We start from the raw sequence: 18,380 nt of genomic DNA on the forward strand, positions 1-18,380 counted from the left end.
CTATGATTCCTTGCGCAAAAACGCGCGAAAGGAGGTCAAAGCCAGGTAGCGCCTGTCTTTGACCTCTCGCTCGCTACTCGTTATTTATTGTCGTCAACCACTTCGTAATCGGCATCCACGACATTATCTTTACCTTTTGCAGGACCAGCATCAGGCTCTGCGCCTTCGCCTGCTTGCGCAGCTTGCTCATACAGCTTAACAGAAAGCTGTTGAACGATTTCCGTAAGCTCTTCAGCCGCTTTGTTGATTTGCTCCAGATCATCCGTTGCAAGCGCAGCTGTCAATTTTTCTTTAGCAGCGTTCGCTTTGTCGATTTCACCAGCATCAACTTTATCGCCAAGGTCTTTAATCGTTTTGTCAACGGAATAGATCAATTGGTCAGCGTTGTTTTTAGCTTCTACAAGATCACGGCGCTTGCGGTCTTCTTCCGCATTCAGCTCAGCGTCTTTCATCATTTGGTTGATTTCGTCTTCGCTTAGGCCGCTTGAAGAAGTAATCGTAATTTTTTGGCTCTTGCCTGTACCTTTATCAAGCGCCGATACGTTAACGATACCGTTGGCATCGATATCGAACGTAACTTCGATTTGCGGCACGCCGCGCGGTGCTAGAGGAATATCGTTCAGCGTAAATCGGCCAAGCGTTTTGTTGCCGGCAGCCATGGAGCGCTCGCCTTGCAAAACGTGGATTTCTACGCCAGGCTGATTATCCGCATAAGTGGAATACACTTGGGATTTGCTTGTCGGAATCGTCGTGTTGCGGTCGATCATCTTCGTGAACACGCCGCCTGCAGTTTCGATACCTAGCGACAATGGCGTTACGTCAAGAAGAACAACGTCCTTCACATCGCCTGTCAGCACGCCGGCTTGAACAGCTGCGCCAAGCGCGACAACCTCATCCGGGTTAACGCCTTTATGCGGCTCTTTGCCGATCAATTTTTTAACTGCTTCTTGCACGGCAGGAATACGAGTCGATCCGCCGACAAGAACGACTTTATCGATGTCGCTTGAAGACATGCCGGCATCGCTAAGCGCTTGGCGAGTTGGTCCAAGCGTGCGCTCAACGAGTGAAGCCGCAAGCTCTTCAAACTTCGCACGGGTAAGGCTGAGCTCCAAATGCTGTGGAACGCCGTCTACCATTGTAATAAACGGAAGCGAGATAGCTGAAGTCAGTACGCCGGAAAGCTCTTTTTTCGCTTTTTCCGCTGCATCTTTCAAACGTTGAACTGCCGCTTTATCTTTGGAGAGGTCAATGCCTTGGTCTTTCTTGAATTCAGCAACGAGGTGATCGATGATCACTTGGTCGAAATCGTCGCCGCCGAGTTTGTTGTCGCCGCTTGTCGCTTTAACTTCGAAGAATCCGTCGCCCAGCTCAAGGATAGATACGTCGAACGTACCGCCCCCAAGGTCATAGACAAGAATCGTTTGGTCTTCTGTTTTCTCAAGTCCGTATGCAAGCGCAGCAGCCGTTGGCTCATTGACGATACGCAATACTTCAAGGCCCGCAATTTTACCCGCGTCTTTTGTTGCTTGGCGCTGGCTGTCATTGAAGTAAGCCGGCACGGTAATAACCGCTTGTGTAACCGTTTGGCCTAAGTATGCTTCCGCGTCCGCTTTCAATTTTTGCAAAATAATTGCAGAAATTTCTTGGGGCGTATAGTCTTTATCGTCGATTTTTTCTTTGTGATTCGTACCGATATGGCGTTTGATGGAGCTGATTGTGCGGTCAGGGTTTGTGATTGCTTGACGTTTTGCCGTTTCACCGACAACGCGCTCGCCATCCTTTTTGAAGCCTACTACGGAAGGCGTCGTGCGGTTGCCCTCCGGGTTAGGAATAACAACGGCTTCGCCGCCTTCCATTACTGCTACGCAAGAGTTTGTTGTACCAAGGTCAATACCAATTACTTTACTCATAGCTATAGTTCCTCCTACATCGAATTGTATTTTGGTGGATCTCAATATGTTTGTTAATCATTATAGCTGTTTAGCTGCTTACTTTAACCATCGCAGGGCGTAGCACCTTGTCTTTCAAAATGTATCCCTTCTGTACTTCTTCAACCACGATGCCTTCCTCATGCTCATCAGATTCAACCTGCATAATAGCCTGATGGAATTCAGGGTTGAACGGCTCGCCGACAACGTTCATCGCCTTAAGGCCTTCTTGCTCGAGCGTCTGCTCCAGCTGGCGGAATATCATATCCACGCCCTTCGCAAGCGATTCAAAATCGCCATTGACGGAAGCGGCGGCAACCGCGCGTTCAAAATTATCTACAACCGGAAGCAGCTGGCCGATTAGCTTCATCGACGCATACTGACCGAGTTCTTCTTTTTCCTTCAATGTGCGGCGGCGGAAATTATCAAAGTCCGCTTGTGCGCGCAAGAAACGCTGCTGATTTTCTTCTGCTTGCTTCACCAGCTCAGCATAACGCAAGTCTCCTTCGAGAACCTCAACCTCAGATTCCTCGGTAACCTGCTCCGATTGCTCAGCAGATACGGTTTCTTCCGCAGCCTCGGCCGCTTCATTATGTTGCTCTTTCGTACTCATGCAATCACCTCCTTAAAAGTTACGAAGTAAACGCGGCATCAAAAGCTTCGGCATAAAATCTATTTATACCAACGGCCAAGCAGAACCGCCATATCCTTGGAGATGATATCCAGCAGACTGATGACTTTGCCGTATTCCATTCGTGTGGGTCCTAGAATGCCGATCGTTCCCAGCGACTGGCCATCAATGGCATAGGTTGCCGTAATTAGACTGCAATCGCTAATTGCCTTATGGTCATTTTCTGTCCCGATACGTACTTGTATACCTGATGGAAGGCCGGTAAACATTTTCATTATGGCTGGCGTCTCATCAAGCAAATCCAAAATCGTTTTAACTTTGTCTACATCCTTGAATTCCGGCTGGGTTAGCATGTTTGTCGTTCCGCCAAGGAAGATCCGGTGCTCATCTTCGTTTTGGAGCGCATGGTCCAGCACCTGAAGCAGCTGCTCATAATGCTCAACATGCCTCTCAAGCTCTTGCCCAACTTCTGTGTAAAGCTTCGACCTAAGACGGATCAGCGGAACGCCAACCAGCCTTGTGTTCAAAATGTTCACGACCTTCTCCATGTCGTCCATCTTAAGGCCTTCTGGGATAGAGATCGTACGATTCTCAACATGCCCCGTATTCGTCACGATGATTGCCACTGCCGAGGTTTGATCCAGCGGTACCAATCCGAAATGCTTAAGCGACGTACTGAACATTTCCGGTCCTAGCAAAATGGATGTGTAGTTGGTTAAATTCGACAAAATCATCGCCGTTTGCTGTATGACCTGTTCCATCTGGTTCATTTTATCCGTTACGAACGAACGAACCATGCCAATGTCGTTTTCATCCACTTCGCTTAGCTTTACTAAATGGTCCACATAATAACGGTAGCCTTTAGTTGATGGGACACGTCCGGCTGACGTGTGCGGCTGCTCCAGAAAGCCCAGCTCCTCAAGATCCGCCATTTCATTGCGTATGGTAGCTGGACTGAATCCAACGTCTCCGCGCTTCGAAATGCTGCGTGAGCCGACTGGTTCAGCCGAGCGAATATAATCATCCACGATCGCATGCAAAATCATCCGTTGTCGTTCCGTCAGCATTCGAATACCCCCTATATAAATGTCAATTCCGTTATTACGGTTTCCCATCGTTAGCACTCAATACAATCGAGTGCTAATCAATACTACAAAAATACCAAACCAGCTTGTCGATTGTCAAGTCGGTTCGGCATTTTTGTGTGCCCAAATTCGTTATACTTTATGAACTCTGCCTGCTTCGTCTACGGCAAACTTCTCTTTCCTGACCCGAGTCTCGCCTTGGTACAGCTCTACGGTCCGATTCGGAGCAGCCGTGTCATCTATAATCACTTTCCAGCCGTTTGTGTTAAGCAGTGCGAATAATTCGTCCAACGACATCGCCTTAAAGCCGTAAAACCCGCTGAAGCCCGCCCACTTCTTAAGCAATACCGTTGTCACATGCTGAAGCTTGTCTTCCACCGTTGTCACTTGATCCTTCTTTTCACTCATCGTTATTTCTCCTCTATATTACAATAAACACCTATAAAGACTATATACCAAATCGCGTCATTTTACTATTAAACTCGGTAGACCCGCCAACTTTAGCTTCGTGGATCATCATGCCGGCATGGCCCAAAAAAACACTAAGCCATCGCTCTAGCCAGTGAGCAACGGCTTAGTGGTTTCGTTTATGTGCAAACCGTCGCAGCGCCTTGCGCTATTAGGTTAGCATTTTTAGTACCGCAATTTCATCGCACGCAAGCTGTTTCGGGCAATTGACGCAATCCTTCCATACCTTCTCCGGGAAGATCTCCTTCTCAACGACCGTAAAGCCATTTTTCTCAAAGAAGGCTACAGCGTATGTCAAAGCCATTATTTTTGGAATTTGCTGTTCCCTAGCTTGCTCGATTAACGCATCTACCAGCTTGCTGCCGATGCCCACGCCTTTATAGCCCTCCGACATTCCTAGTGAACGTATCTCTACCAAATCTTTTCCTAGTCTTGTTAAAGAGCCGCAGCCGACGACTTCTTCCCCGATCTCCGCTACAACGAATGTATCGATCATATATTCGAGCGCTTCCCGAGTGCGAGGCAGCATAATGCCTTTCTCGGCATAACCTTTAATAAGCTGAAACAAGGTTTCAATATCGTCCGTAGTCGCTTTTCTGCATACAACCTGTACTGCCTGCATTGTGCCTTCGCCTCCACCCGGTGCATGTTCAAAATCAATATGAATAAATATACAACAAAACGTATTTTATCTCAAGCGTATTTTATACGGAATATCCGATAAAAGCTCCAAAAACTTCGTTGCCCAGCAGGACGCCTTTGTCGGTCAAACGATAGATCATGTCATCCTCCGTTTTCACCGCTTCCAGCAATCCATCCTCCAGCAGCTTATGAATGACAGAGCCAAACTTCTCTTCAAGCGTATGGCCAGCGAATTGCTTCGAGAAACGGGTTGCGGGAACGCCCTCCAGCAGACGCAGCCCAACCATCATCAGATCCTCCATCGCTTCCGCTTCCGGCACCTCGAACTGCTCAAGACGCGGCAGCTTCGCTGCTGCGGCCTCGATATACGGCGTAATGCCTTTAAGATTCACATGGCGCATCCGGTTGACGTAACCGTGTGCCCCGGCTCCCAAGCCGTAATACGGCTCATTGCGCCAGTAGGTTGAGTTATGGCGGCTTTCATAGCCAGGTTTCGCGAAATTGCTGATCTCATAATGCGCATAACCGTTCGTTTTCAACATCTCCATAAGCAGAATGAACATATTGAACTCTTCCTCTTCAGGCGGCAAAGGCAGTTCATTGCGCTCATATAGCTTGTGGAACAACGTGTTCTCCTCCACCTTTAAGCTATAGATCGAATAGTGAGGCAGCCCGAGCTCCATTGCCCTGTTCACGCTGTCTCTCAGCAGCTCGACCGTTTGGCCAGGCAAACCGAACATCAAATCAATCGACAGGTTGCTGAAACCTACTTTGCGCGCATTCTCTATGCTGCGGTAAACATCATCTACATTGTGAATACGTCCAATTCGCTCAAGCAAACCATTATCGAAAGACTGCACGCCGAAGCTGATTCGGTTCACTCCCCCTTCCTTCATAGCGGTCAGTTTATCGATATCCGTTGTCCCCGGATTAGCTTCCATCGTAAATTCCGCATCTGGTGCCAGCGGGAAATACTTGTGCACTGACTTTAAGAAACGTTCCATTTGAGGCGGTGTAAGCACGGTAGGCGTTCCGCCTCCTACAAACACGGTATCGATTTGAATTGGCGGCCATTCTGCAACTGTGCGTTCCATTTCCATCTCCAGCGCGTCAAGGTATTGATCCACCGGCTGTCCCTTCAACACATAGGACGTAAAGTCACAGTAATGGCACTTGTTCGTACAGAAAGGAATGTGTATATATAAAGCGCGCGGTGCCTGCATCATTGTCATGGTCATTTTCTCCTTCAAACGCCAACGTCTGCCGTCCATCTGCTTACCCCCGGCATAGCTCGCGTTTCGCATTGAAATAATCAATCGCTATTTATTGAAATAGAAAAGAGGGAGAGCTGCGCCCTCCCTCATCCTCGTACGTCTTAATCCTCGCCGATTTTGAGCACCGCCATGAACGCTTCCTGCGGTACCTCTACACTGCCTACCTGCTTCATCCGCTTCTTGCCTTCCTTCTGCTTTTCAAGCAGCTTCCGTTTACGGCTGATGTCACCGCCGTAACATTTGGCTAGAACGTTTTTGCGCATAGCTTTAACCGTTTCACGCGAAATAACTTTATTGCCGATAGAGGCCTGAATAGGAACCTCGAACATTTGGCGCGGAATGAGCTCTTTCAGCTTCTCGCAGATAACCTTTCCGCGCTGGTAAGCTCGGTCACGGTGAACGATGACTGAGAGTGCATCAACCTGTTCATTGTTTAGCATGATATCCATTTTGACCAAGTTGGATCTGCGGTAACCACTGATCTCATAGTCGAACGAAGCATACCCTTTCGTGCTTGATTTCAGCTGATCGAAGAAATCGTACACGATCTCTGACAATGGAACGTTGTAGGTAAGCGTTACGCGATTCGTGTCCAAATATTCCATGTTGACGAATTCGCCGCGTTTGTTCTGGCATAGGTCCATAATCGCTCCGACATAATCGTTCGGCACGATAATGGCTGCTTTGACAAACGGCTCTTCCACGTAATCAAGCTTGCCTGCTTCCGGATAATTCGAAGGGTTATCGATCTCCATCGTTTCGCCGCTAGTCAGCGTAATCTTGTAAATTACGCTTGGCGCGGTCGTAATAAGCGGGATGTTGAATTCCCGTTCAATCCGCTCTTGAATGATTTCCATGTGAAGCAGCCCTAGAAAACCGCAGCGGTAGCCAAAGCCAAGCGCTGTCGAGGATTCCGGCTCATACCTAAGCGAAGCGTCGTTAAGCTCCAGCTTCTCCAGCGCATCGCGCAAGTCATTGTAGTCCTGCGTTTCAATGGGGTACAATCCGCAGAATACCATCGGGTTGATCTGGCGATAGCCAGGCAGACGCTCAGGAGCAGGGCGCTTCGCTTCAGTGACGGTATCACCTACCCGCGTATCCTTCACGTTCTTGATCCCTGCTACGATAAAGCCTACGTCGCCAACGGCAAGCTCTTTCACGATTGACATGCGAGGCATAAAGGCACCTACTTCGATAACCTCGAATTCAGCTCCGGTTGCCATGAAGCGAATCTTTGAGCCCGCACGGATGCTTCCGTCCATTACTCTAACGTAGACGATTACGCCTTTATAGGGATCGTAATGGGAGTCGAAAATAAGCGCTTGGAGCGGCTTATCGGGATCTCCGGTCGGCGATGGCATCTTCGAAACCACCTGCTCCAATATTTCCTTAATGCCGATTCCGGCTTTCGCGGATGCAAGTACTGCATCGCTTGCATCAAGACCGATGACATCCTCGATTTCCTGCTTAACCCGTTCAGGCTCCGCGCTCGGCAAATCGATTTTGTTGATTACCGGAACGATCTCCAGGTTGTTGTCTAACGCCAAATATACGTTCGCTAACGTCTGGGCTTCTATGCCCTGAGCGGCATCGACAACGAGCAGCGCGCCTTCGCAAGCGGCTAGGCTCCGAGAAACCTCGTATGTAAAATCGACGTGTCCAGGCGTATCTATCAAATTGAGTATATACTCGATGCCGTCATCAGCCGTATAGGCTAGTCGCACGGCTTGCAGCTTGATCGTAATTCCGCGTTCCCGCTCCAGATCCATTTGGTCAAGCACTTGCTCTTGCATCTCGCGTGATGACAATGCGCCTGTAAATTCTAAAATACGGTCTGCAAGCGTAGATTTTCCGTGGTCTATATGCGCGATAATGGAAAAATTCCTAATCCTCTTTTGTCGGTCACGTACGTCAGTCATGCCTAACCCCCACAATTTCCAATAATGCTAATCATTCCTCCTATTATATCAGTTAAGGGGAATACCAGCAATGTTCATTATCATTTCGTCAATCCGTCAAAAATCGAAACGACCATACGGATGCCTTCGCTTGACATATTTTGCAGCAATCCTGAGGTTGAGTCGGCGATGCGGTTCACCGCAGGCTGATCGTTCTCGGCAGGCAGTCCGGGCAATCTCTCGTTAACGTCAAGCATGCCTTCATCTTCATTAGCAGAAGCGTCATCCGCACTCCCGCCTTCCGCCATTTTCTTCAGCTCTTCCAGTTCCTTCTCGAGCTTGGCGATTTTCCGCTGCTGCTCCGTTTCAAAACCATCATCCGGCGTCTCCGCCTGCTGAGGTTCTTGCAGCTCGGCGTATTCCCCTGCGCCTTCAATTGGTCCATATATCCGTTCAATGCCGCGAGAGGATACGTCGATTCCGTACAGGATAATAATCGCCAAGGCGCCGCCGAGCAGCGTCCATTTCATTCCATTTCTTCTCATGCGCTTTTTACTCCCTTCTTTCACGCCTCTTTCGAAGCAAGCTCGGACTAGCTGGCTTTGCCTTTGGCTGCCGCACTTGCCTTCTCGTCCTTCCAGTAAATATCCGCAATAATCTCCGCAAGCGCATCCGCGGTACGGTAAGATTCCTGAAGCGTGTTGTCAACGCCTCCCACTTCAATCAGAACATTATCCTCCGCAAGCGATTGATTGTATTCCGCATTGCCGGATGCAGCCGTTTTGCCCCAAATCCCGCGGGAGATGCCCGGATATTTTTTATCTAGAGCGTCATGGATTTTGGTTGCAAAAGCTTCATTCTTCTGCCAATTCGGATTTTTATGCCCGATAATGAAATACACCTGCGCATAGCTTTTGCCGCCAATATCAATCGTCGTATACTTTCTTTTTTGCGAATCGCGGTGAAGGTCAAAGAAAAACTTCAGATCCTTGCTGCTCGCGATCGCTTCCTTTACCGTTTTCATCGAATATTTGTAGGATAACTCCCATCTGTAATCTTTAATGGCAGTTGGGTAATCCGTATCGGAATGCTGCGCGCCTACCCCTTTCGCCTCCAGCTTTTCCGCTAGGCGCTTGCCGACCAGCGTAATATTTTTGGTGCTGGAATTCGGATCCTTCGATTTATCGGTCAGCTCGGGGTACCATGATTCACGGTTATGAGAATGATAGATGAACGCTACCTTGGCACCCCCAGTCGTCGGTTGATCTACCCCGTTATCGGTAGGTTCCGCCGGCTTGTCCGTAGGTATGGGCAGCTTATCCGGTTCATTGTCCGCGTCTCCATCCGTATCTGTACCTGAAACATCCGTGCCGTTATCCGCATGAAGGCCATTTAATGGATCATAGTCAATCGGTGTATTGTCCTCCGGCCCAACCGCCGTATCCGTTCCGATTCCCTTACGGATAAGAATCGCGTCGTTCGCGCTAAGTCCCGGCAGTTCGCCGGCAAGCAAGCTCATCGGATCGGATGGGTTGATGTCCGTCAAAGCGCGCATGAGCAGCACGCTGATCTGTTTCGTCGAGAACGATTCCGTTTCCAACCCGCTTTGGAAAGCAGGCATTTCCATCTCTAGCATATCCCCAAAAAACCCGCTGGATACTGCCGCAGCGAATCCTTTCATTGAATTAACCGGTGAAGCCGTTGTTTGCTGGTGCGCCATTCCCGCTACGCCAAGCAGAACAAAAAATACCATCGAGCAAAAAGAGAGCAATGCAAACGTGCGTCCCGTCACCAGCAATTGCCTCATTCGCCTGCTCTCTCTCCCAATATCAAGCAGCATGATCTTCCGTTTCATAGGCTGTATAACCTCCGCTTCTTAGGTTACTACTAATCTATGAGAGTCATTGTCTTCATAGAACCGCATTTCATATGAACGTTCCGGAATTGATAGAATCGGATATTGCGATGCACGCACGTAAAAAAGCTGCCCCGAGGCCAATGCCTGCTGGAACAGCTTTATGCTTTGCAGATTAATGCGTATAAGCAGCCACATTGCTCGAATCAACGGCTTCATGCAGCGAAGCATTGAGGCCGCTGGCGATAATATTGGCTATATCCTCGATAAATTCATCGATTTCTTTTGGCGTAACAAGAAGGTCATGGCCAAGCGGACTCAGAACTTCCCTCACTAGCTGGAGACGCTCATTTTCCTCCATCTGGTTGACGAGACCCATAATATGATCCGAGTTCGCATTTTGCTTGTTGAAGTGGCTGCTCATCATCTCGAGCGTGTTATTGACGATCGTCGACGCGTACACGACCGTTGGCACGCCTATCGCAATGACCGGCACCCCTAGAATTTCCTTCGTCAGCCCTTTTCGCTTATTGCCGATGCCCGATCCCGGATGAATGCCCGTGTCCGCAATTTGGATGGTTGTATTGACGCGTTCAACGGCTTTGGAGGCTAATGCATCAATCGCAATAATGAGATCCGGCTTCGTTTTCTCCACGATTCCGTGCACGATTTCGCTGGATTCGATTCCGGTAATGCCCAGCACCCCCGGCGCGACTGCGCTGACGGGACGATACCCTGGGGCAACCTGATCGGGCATAAGCTCGAAATAATGACGAGTTACCATCACGTTCTCTACGACGATCGGTCCGAGCGCGTCAGGCGTCACATTCCAGTTGCCGAGACCGACAATAAGCACGCGCGCGGTTTTGCTAATGGAAAGCCTCTCAAGGAAAGCTTCAAAATGCTTAGCGAACTGGGTGGCAACCCGATCCTGTAATCCTGTATCTCCGTTGCGCAAGCCCGGCACCTCAAGCGTCACGTAATGGCCTTGCATCTTTCCGATCGCTGCCGAGCCTTGCTCGTTCTGAACATGCAGCTGCGTAATCGTAATGCCGTCATCCTCTGTCGTTTCGGACTGAATGCCCGGAATTGGGCCACCTCTCGGCGCTTCCGCCATCTCTTTCGCCTCTAACGCCAAATCCGTTCTGACATTGTATTTCTGCAAATCAAGCTCTTTCTCCACTGCTCATTCTCCCTTCAAGCGCAAGTTCTAAAGCTATTGTTTGCAGATGCCTTAATTTCATACTTCACGACCTGCCAAGGAGCTTAGCGTGCTTGTATTCGTTGAAGCTTCCGATGCTATTGCTTTTTGGGCATTGGCATGATAATATATTTTAAGTTGTGTTGTCTAGGTTTATTATGTCTGTAAGCCGTTGTAAACAGTTTAGGAGGTGAATTCCATGCCAAATATTAAATCCGCGATTAAACGCGTTAAAACAAGTGAAAAGCGTCGTGCTTTGAATGCATCCCAAAAATCCGCACTTCGTTCGGCCGTTAAATCTGCTGACCAAGCTATCGCTGGCACTGATGTAGACGCTGCTAAAGCAGCTCTTATCGCTGCAACGAAAAAATTGGACAAAGCAGCAACTAAAGGCCTGATTCATAAAAATGCGGCTTCCCGCAAAAAATCTCGTCTTGCTAAAAGACTTAATGCCCTTTCGGCTCAAGCCTAAGCAGGATAACTGCCTGCGAGGCTAATTTATCCTCTGGATGAACCTACCTCGCTCGGCGCCAAAAAGCTTCACTGCCTACAATAGGCGGTGAGGCTTTTTTTGTTCCGTTAAACAAACACACAAAAAAAGGCGCTATGCGCCTTTCTCCATACTGAGCGAAAGCAAATACAGCTCTAGTCCGAGCGTTTTGTCAATTGCTCCTGTTTTCATCTGATAATCAAGGTCGGCAAGCGATGCTAGCAGCCTGCCTAACCTCGGAACCTGAAACTTCCGGCTTTTCTCCGCTGCAAGCTTAACCGCGTAAGGATGCAGCCCTAATTGGCCCGCCATTTGCTGCGGAGAATATTGATGCTGTTCCAGCTCCTTGATTTGAAGCATAATTCGCAGCTGCCTGGCAATCAATGCCGCAATTTTGATCGGCTCCTCGCGCCGCACAAGCAGTTCTCTATATAGCCGGATCGCTTTATCGATTCGAAGCTCCGCTATCGCATCGATAAGAGCAAATACATCCTCCTCGACGGTTGCGGCAGTCATTAGCGCTGCCGTTTCCACATCGATTGTACCGCCTGAGCCTGCGTGCAAGCAGAGCTTGTCCACCTCTTGCGATAACTGCTGCATATTGGCGCCGGCTCGCGAGAGCAGCAGCTCGGCTGCGTCAGGGGAGAGCGTTCTTTTTTGGTCTGCTGCACGCTTGATCATCCATTGCTTAAGCTGTGCGGCATCGAGCTCTGGGAATGGCACCAAAGCGTTGCGATCCTTTAACGTCTTGACAAGCTTGCGGCGCTCATCCAGCTTCTCTGCGTTCACCGAAAAAACGATAATCGAAGTCTCAGACGGATACTCCATGTATTGAATCAGTTTTTCGGGACGGTGCTCAAGCTTGCCGCCTTCTTTTCCTCCGGCACATAGCAGCGTAGCATCACGAATCAAGATCAGCTTGCGCTGAACGAAAAACGGGGAGGTTTCGGCTTCAAGCACGGCTTCCTCGATCGATGTTTCTGCCGTATCGAATTTGACCATGCCAAGCTCGCGCTCGTCCGCAGAAAACATTGCTTCGGTCAGCGCATTAATAAATTGCTGCAACCGGTAACGGTCCTTCCCATACAGCACGTAAATCGGACGAAAACGACCGCCCTTTATTTCTTTCAAAGCTTCCTTCGCATCCATGCCTTCACCTCGTCACCAGTCTACACATTTAAACGGCAACAAAGGGATGAGCCGTTTATAGGCTTCATCCCTTTGCCGAACATCTATATAAACATTCGCAGGCAGGCCCATGGTGCCGCCCTGCGGATGGTCATACGACGTTATGGCTTCGTCGCAGACACTCTCTATGCTGATACTATACGCATTAGCGGAAGAATGTGTGCATATTCCTCATAAAACTTACGATTGCCTGAAGCCTAATGCGCGGCTTTCTTCTCGGTAAGCGTGGCAAGATCAATCTCATATTTCTCGATTGCCCCGTTTTCGACGTGAACCTCATACGTGAGCAGCGCGCTGTCAGCGGACCATGCCAAATTCAGCAGCTCTCCGTTTTTTCGAGGCGTTGTAAAAACAATGCTCTGATCAGCTTGTGCAATGACGTCGATTTTGAAATTGACTGCTTGCACGCCATATTTCCCGTCGGGCGAAATACTGGCAGGCATAGCCATGCTGCCGAAATCGCCTTTCACCTTGTCACCCGCAGAACCATTGGACGTATCCGCGTCGCCTCCTGCAGCAATGCCTTTATCTACTGAACCGACACTTCCCGATGAACCTTCACCGCTAGGGCTACCTCCATCGACAGTAGTAGGCAGAACATCGCTGGCACCCTCTTCGCTATTTAGCGAATCGGTTTCCATTTCATCGGAGTGTTTTCGAGCACCCAATGCTTCTGTACTGACCTCTCCGGCATCATCATCCGCCTTAGGGGCTTTGAAGGCCATGCTCTCGGGCACAGTTTGCGCCGTATTGGCTGCCGAATCCTCCGAGGAGCTTGCCGTAAACATATTAGCTTTGAAATCCGGCGCCATATCCGTATTGTACGTCACTAGAAACAACCCGGCCACGATCCCTGCCGCGATTACGCCGCTCATTACGCGAATGGACGGCCACTTCCGTACACGTTTGGCGCGGCGCGGCGTCAATTCCGCCACCTCGGAAACAGCAGGAACGGATTCCTCTGATTGGCCAATCCGCTCCATTTGTTCCAGCTGCGGCATGATGGCGTCAACTAGGCTATAGCTCGGCATTACTTTGGGCAAACTGGTAAGCTCGGCGGATAGTAGCTGTAACCGCTCGAACATGGCTGCACAGTCCGGACACTGTCTCGTATGGCTCATCAAGACGTCGAGCTCAGAATGACTGAGATCGTCGTCTAGCTGTCTTTGCATTAGTTCCATCACCTCTTGACAATTCATCCCCGGACACCACCTTTCTGATAATCATGGAGTAACGTCTGCAGCTGTTGCCTAGCTCTGAATAAATAAGATTTCACCGTATTGAGCGGCAAATCAAGCGAATCTGCAATTTCATTGTAAGAGAAATCCTGCAAATATCGAAGGACGACGACCGCGCGATGATGCTCAGGAAGCTTATCAATGGCGGCTTGAATGTCTTTGACAGCATAAGCAGACATTACCTCGTCCTCCACGTTCTGTTTTTCGTGGAACACCATGTCGTGCTCATCTATGGAGACGGTCGGTTTATTTCTCCGGAACTTATCAATGCAAATGTTTGTTACAATACGTTGAATCCATGTCTTGAATTGCGCTTTTTCCTCGTACGAGCCTATTTTGGTATAAATGCGGATGAGCGCTTCCTGCGCAGCATCGAGCGCATCCTGTTCATTATTTAATATATAATAGGCTGTCCGATAAACATGCGTTTCAATCTCTCGCAAAAGAGTAATTAATGCGTCGCGATCTCCCGACTGAGCGGCTCTTATGAGCTCTGGCTCCACCACGAAGGATCCCCCTCTCTTGCAACCATTCTGACGAACTGGTTGCGGTAAAAGTTGCAGATTAGTAAGAAATTTGACTATATTTTTTTTAGTAACAATTGCCAGTATCATTTATATTATCGAATGGGATTTTTTAACCTGCGTATTTAACGGATTATGATTGCAATTCCCCACATGCTTCCCATTCTGAAGCATCCGTATAAACTCCACATTAAAGGATACCAAATTTCTAGTACTCCGTATATAGATTGCCATGGATTGCTCTGGTACGCAGCCATTCGGCAAATCTATCGGCGCATTCAAATCTCATAACTATAGCACAACCAATATTCAATAATGTATACCTGAACGTATCGTCAGCGCAACCTCACGAATAATACCAATGCTGATTATTCCTTCTTATACGAGAACAGACCTGTAGCCTGAATGCGAAATCGAACCTCGCCGTCCTTGTCCGTACGCCAAATTTGCGTTTTCCATTTGGCAAGCTTCGCAAGCACTTCCGGATTCGGATGCCCATAGGTGTTCGTTGCTCCTACAGAAGCTACGGCTCCCGTCGGCCTCCAGTAGGCCATCCACTCCTCGCTCGTTGAGAAGCGGCTGCCATGGTGCGCAACCTTCATAATCGAAACAGGCGAATGCTTGCTTTCCCCCGCAAGGCGGCGTTGATCATTCCGAATGACGGCTCGCTCCGTCACTGCGTTAATGTCTCCCGAGAACAAAAAGGTCGAATGATAGAGTTTAACGGCCAGGACGACGCTGCTTTCATTCTGTTCCTTTTGATTCGGCACGCGTTGCTGCGGACTTTCGATAGCAGGCGGCCATAACACGTTCAGCTCTGTCGCGAAATCAAGCTGCTGCCGTATCCCTGCATCTGCCCGATACAAGGGAATTTGCAAAGAAACGGCTAATCTTAGAAGCTCCTTGGCGTCATCGGCTTCTTTGACGGTACCGTTCCACCAGATCCGCCGAACCGGTATGGCTTCCAAGACAGCCTTCAGTCCCCGTATATGGTCACTGTCCAAGTGCGAGACGACAAGCAGCTCTATCTCCTGCACGCCTCGCTTCATAAGCAGCGGGACAAGCACCTTGCGGCCTACCTCGAAAGGATCGCCCCGTTTGCGCCATTCCTCTCCAGGCTTCGCGAATGAAAGCGTTCCTCCGCCATCGATTAGAATGTGCTTGCCGGTCGGCGTACGAATATGAATCGCGTCGCCTTGGCCAACGTCGATAAAGCTTACCGCTGCTTGCCGGTTAAGGATTTGAGGCTGATAGGCATAAAAAAGCAAAGCGGACAAAAACAGCAGCAGGCTGTATAAGCCTTTGCGCGACCTTCGGTCCGCTTCAGCGCCAAACGAATAATCAAATTCTGGTCCGAGCGGAATTGTCGTCTCTGAGCGTTCCGCCCCTTCGATAGCCCGGTCATTATACGTCTGTACACCTTGCCCGATCAACCGAAAAAGGATGCCGAGCAAGAGAAGCCAGGCTGCAACCCACCACAGCGGCGGCGTTGCCCAAATGGTGCGAAGGGAATCAACGCTTGCCAGCCTGTCAACAAAAGCAAAGGTCCAGTCGTTTGCGTAATGCGAAGCATAAGCGAGCAGCTTCCCGCCCTGCTCCCATGGAATCGCAAGCAGCAGCGCGGCAGCACCGAGCGGCATGACGACAAAGCTGATGAAGGGTACCAGCACAAAGTTTGCCAGCATCGATAGAAGATGAAATTGATTGAAATAATAAATCGAAACGGGAAAGGAAACGAGCTGCGCGACAAGCGTGACAGCAAACAGGTCAAGCAGCGGCTTGCCCCTGCGCCACTGCGGCATCGCTCTGCGTACAGGCTGCACACCGATTATCAAACCTATCGTAACGATAAAAGAAAGCTGAAAGCTTACGTTTTCAAGGAAGAACGGATCATATGCGAGCATCAGCAATGCCGCAGCAGCCAGAAGATGCAACCCATCCTTGAGCTTGCCCATGCGAGCCGCGAGCAGACCAAGCACAGACATTAAGCCTGCGCGAATAACAGATGGCGATGCTCCTGCAAGAAGCACATACAAGGGCACCGCGAACATAAGCAGCAGCAGCGCACGCTCGCGGTTTACGCGCGCGAAGCGCAGCAGCCCGCTTAGCGCGTATATAAATACGGCGACATGCAGGCCTGATATGGCCAATATATGCGTCAAGCCAAGACGCGAGAATTGCTGGAACTGCTCGGGGTCGAGGTCCTCGCGGATGCCGAGGACAAGACCCTTCATGTATCCGGACTGCGCGGACGGATACAGCGCCTCCATTCGCCCGCCAAGGTAGGCGCGGGCGCTGTCAACGCGGCCGAGCAAGGCGGCCGCGGTCCAGCTTGGGCCCGCTGCCGCTTCGACGGCAGCGGTGCCCTGCACGGTAAGCAGCCAGTGGATTCTCTGGCTGCTAAGGTAGCGGCGGTAATCGAAGCCGCCGCTGTTGGTGGCGCGGGCCGGGCGGGTCAGCTCGCCGGCCAAGCGCACGCGGTCGCCGCGCTGCCATGCCGCGGCGATCAATTGCTCCGGCTGCTCTGCGAGCCGGATATGCACAATCACTCGCTCGCGCACGGCACGCGCGGCGCCATCGCTCGCGAGGCGGACGCTGTCCACCGCCACGCGGAACATAACGCGGTCGCCGTCTATCTCCGGCGCCGACATGATCGTGCCCGCCGCTTCCGCCGCAAAAGCGGCTCGCGGGCCTTCCGCCTCAGCGGCGGCGAGCAGGGCCGGCAGCTCGGTCACATTGCGGGCATCCGCCCACAACCGGTGCCCCGCGGCAACGCCCACTGCAAGCGCGCATGCTGCCGCGAGCTGCCAGCTCGCCAGCCTGCACAGTACGGCTGCGAGCGCGAGCAGCGCAGCCGCGCCGGTCGCGAGCACGACGCCGCTGCTGCTCAGACCTGCAGCCGCGGCGCTTCCTCCTACATAGCAAATGGCAAACCATAACAAAGGCCGACGGTTCATCGCGGCATTCTCCCTCCTTCTCCTTCCGCATCAATCGCAGGCAAGGTGAAACGGCTATTGCGTCCTATTACGGCGCGTTTCATTCCGAAAAATTCAGACAGTGAATCGCGCTAGGGATTTGCTTTCCTATATTTGCAAAAAAAAAGAAACCTCCGACGCATCTAATGATGCAATCAGAGGTTCCTCCCCATTTCAATATGCTATTGCCTTATAAGGTAATATCCGCATATATATATGCTTTGATTCATTGTTCAAATTCATATATTCGCTTCTGCCTCTTGCCTTATCAGATAATATCCACATACATATGCTTTTTGCTTCAAGTGTTCACATTCACATATATAGCTGCCTTATGAGGTTACATCCATATAGACGCTTCTGTCTTATAAGGTAGCATCCATAAATGTTTTGTCTCATATGGTTACTTGCATATATCGAGCTGCCTTATGAGGTTACATCCATATGCGCCTGGGCAGGAGGCTCGAATTGGTCCAAACACCGAAATTGGATGCCCTTCTGCTTCATCAGACTAATCACCTTTTCGCTGTCCTTCGGGTAGCTGCGATGATAAACGACCTCGATCACGCCGCTGTTTGCCAGCATGTTGGCACAAGTCCAGCAAGGCTGATCCGTCACGTAAACGGTTGAGCCTTCACGGTCGGCCCTGTCGGTGAACAGAAGCAGGTTCTGCTCCGCGTGAATCGTGCGGATGCAGCGCTGCTTCTTGAACAGCTGCTCCTTGCCATCCACCAGCCTCATCTCCACCTCTTCCGCAATCATGCAGCCTGCTTCCAGACAATCCTGAACGCCCATCGGCGCACCGTTATACGCTGTGCCGAGCAATTTCTTCCCTTGCACAAGAACAGCTCCAACATGTCTGCGCGGACAACGCGAGCGGGTCGAAACCATATAGGCGATATCCATAAAATAAGTATCCCAATCTTTGCGGACGGCATCCTGCGTTTCGGTATTCATTCTTCTTACTTCCTTTCTCATGGTGC

At 50.3% G+C, this 18,380-nt stretch carries 16 protein-coding genes; 1 reads left to right on the plus strand and 15 read right to left on the minus strand.

What is annotated here, in order from left to right; translation table 11 throughout:
* Positions 1-80: 80 nt before the first annotated feature.
* The 10 genes from dnaK to gpr all read right to left on the minus strand — a co-directional run bounded on the left by dnaK (position 81) and on the right by gpr (position 10,898).
* The gene (gene dnaK, locus AC0YN3_RS18335) at positions 81-1,910 is read right to left on the minus strand and encodes a molecular chaperone DnaK (RefSeq protein ID WP_475776407.1); all 1,830 of its coding nucleotides are present in this window, start codon (positions 1,908-1,910) and stop codon (positions 81-83) included.
* A gap of 70 nt (positions 1,911-1,980) precedes the next feature.
* Positions 1,981-2,541: a nucleotide exchange factor GrpE gene (gene grpE, locus AC0YN3_RS18340; protein ID WP_475776408.1), complete on the minus strand. Its 561-nt coding sequence runs from the start codon at positions 2,539-2,541 to the stop codon at positions 1,981-1,983.
* A gap of 59 nt (positions 2,542-2,600) precedes the next feature.
* On the minus strand, positions 2,601-3,626 hold the full coding sequence (hrcA, locus tag AC0YN3_RS18345) for a heat-inducible transcriptional repressor HrcA (RefSeq protein ID WP_475776409.1): 1,026 nt from the start codon (positions 3,624-3,626) through the stop codon (positions 2,601-2,603).
* Positions 3,627-3,776: 150 nt separating this feature from the next.
* Entirely contained in the window at positions 3,777-4,052 is a 276-nt protein-coding gene (locus AC0YN3_RS18350; protein ID WP_183559859.1) for a hypothetical protein, read from the minus strand.
* Positions 4,053-4,263: 211 nt separating this feature from the next.
* Entirely contained in the window at positions 4,264-4,734 is a 471-nt protein-coding gene (locus AC0YN3_RS18355; protein ID WP_475776410.1) for an N-acetyltransferase, read from the minus strand.
* 82 nt (positions 4,735-4,816) lie between these two features.
* A complete protein-coding gene (gene hemW, locus AC0YN3_RS18360) occupies positions 4,817-5,986 on the minus strand; it encodes a radical SAM family heme chaperone HemW (RefSeq protein ID WP_475776411.1) in 1,170 nt (389 codons plus the stop codon).
* A 143-nt stretch (positions 5,987-6,129) separates the two neighbouring features.
* Positions 6,130-7,947 (minus strand): translation elongation factor 4, encoded by a 1,818-nt coding sequence (lepA, locus tag AC0YN3_RS18365; RefSeq protein ID WP_475776412.1) that lies wholly within the window; start codon positions 7,945-7,947, stop codon positions 6,130-6,132.
* An 80-nt stretch (positions 7,948-8,027) separates the two neighbouring features.
* Entirely contained in the window at positions 8,028-8,471 is a 444-nt protein-coding gene (locus AC0YN3_RS18370; RefSeq protein ID WP_475776413.1) for a hypothetical protein, read from the minus strand.
* Positions 8,472-8,518: 47 nt separating this feature from the next.
* A complete protein-coding gene (gene spoIIP / locus AC0YN3_RS18375; RefSeq protein WP_475776414.1) occupies positions 8,519-9,781 on the minus strand; it encodes a stage II sporulation protein P in 1,263 nt (420 codons plus the stop codon).
* A gap of 175 nt (positions 9,782-9,956) precedes the next feature.
* The gene (gene gpr / locus AC0YN3_RS18380; RefSeq protein ID WP_475776539.1) at positions 9,957-10,898 is read right to left on the minus strand and encodes a GPR endopeptidase; all 942 of its coding nucleotides are present in this window, start codon (positions 10,896-10,898) and stop codon (positions 9,957-9,959) included.
* A gap of 283 nt (positions 10,899-11,181) precedes the next feature.
* Between gpr and rpsT the strand changes: the two genes are divergently transcribed.
* Positions 11,182-11,454 (plus strand): 30S ribosomal protein S20, encoded by a 273-nt coding sequence (rpsT, locus tag AC0YN3_RS18385; protein ID WP_053376847.1) that lies wholly within the window; start codon positions 11,182-11,184, stop codon positions 11,452-11,454.
* A 132-nt stretch (positions 11,455-11,586) separates the two neighbouring features.
* On the opposite strand, the gene holA is transcribed toward rpsT, so the two are convergent.
* The 5 genes from holA to AC0YN3_RS18410 all read right to left on the minus strand — a co-directional run bounded on the left by holA (position 11,587) and on the right by AC0YN3_RS18410 (position 18,354).
* On the minus strand, positions 11,587-12,621 hold the full coding sequence (holA, locus tag AC0YN3_RS18390) for a DNA polymerase III subunit delta (protein ID WP_475776415.1): 1,035 nt from the start codon (positions 12,619-12,621) through the stop codon (positions 11,587-11,589).
* 236 nt (positions 12,622-12,857) lie between these two features.
* Complete coding sequence (locus AC0YN3_RS18395; protein WP_475776416.1) at positions 12,858-13,859, minus strand: anti-sigma factor family protein; 1,002 nt, start codon at positions 13,857-13,859, stop codon at positions 12,858-12,860.
* Complete coding sequence (locus AC0YN3_RS18400) at positions 13,856-14,404, minus strand: RNA polymerase sigma factor (RefSeq protein WP_053376850.1); 549 nt, start codon at positions 14,402-14,404, stop codon at positions 13,856-13,858. The genes AC0YN3_RS18395 and AC0YN3_RS18400 overlap by 4 nt, the downstream gene beginning before the upstream one ends.
* Positions 14,405-14,790: 386 nt before the next feature.
* Positions 14,791-17,379 carry a DNA internalization-related competence protein ComEC/Rec2 gene (locus AC0YN3_RS18405; RefSeq protein ID WP_475776417.1) on the minus strand — a complete coding sequence of 863 codons (2,589 nt, stop codon included), beginning with the start codon at positions 17,377-17,379 and terminating at the stop codon, positions 14,791-14,793.
* Between the two features lie 444 nt (positions 17,380-17,823).
* Complete coding sequence (locus AC0YN3_RS18410) at positions 17,824-18,354, minus strand: deoxycytidylate deaminase (RefSeq protein WP_475776418.1); 531 nt, start codon at positions 18,352-18,354, stop codon at positions 17,824-17,826.
* Positions 18,355-18,380 lie beyond the last annotated feature (26 nt).

The sequence above is a fragment of the Paenibacillus sp. J22R232 genome (assembly GCF_056269165.1).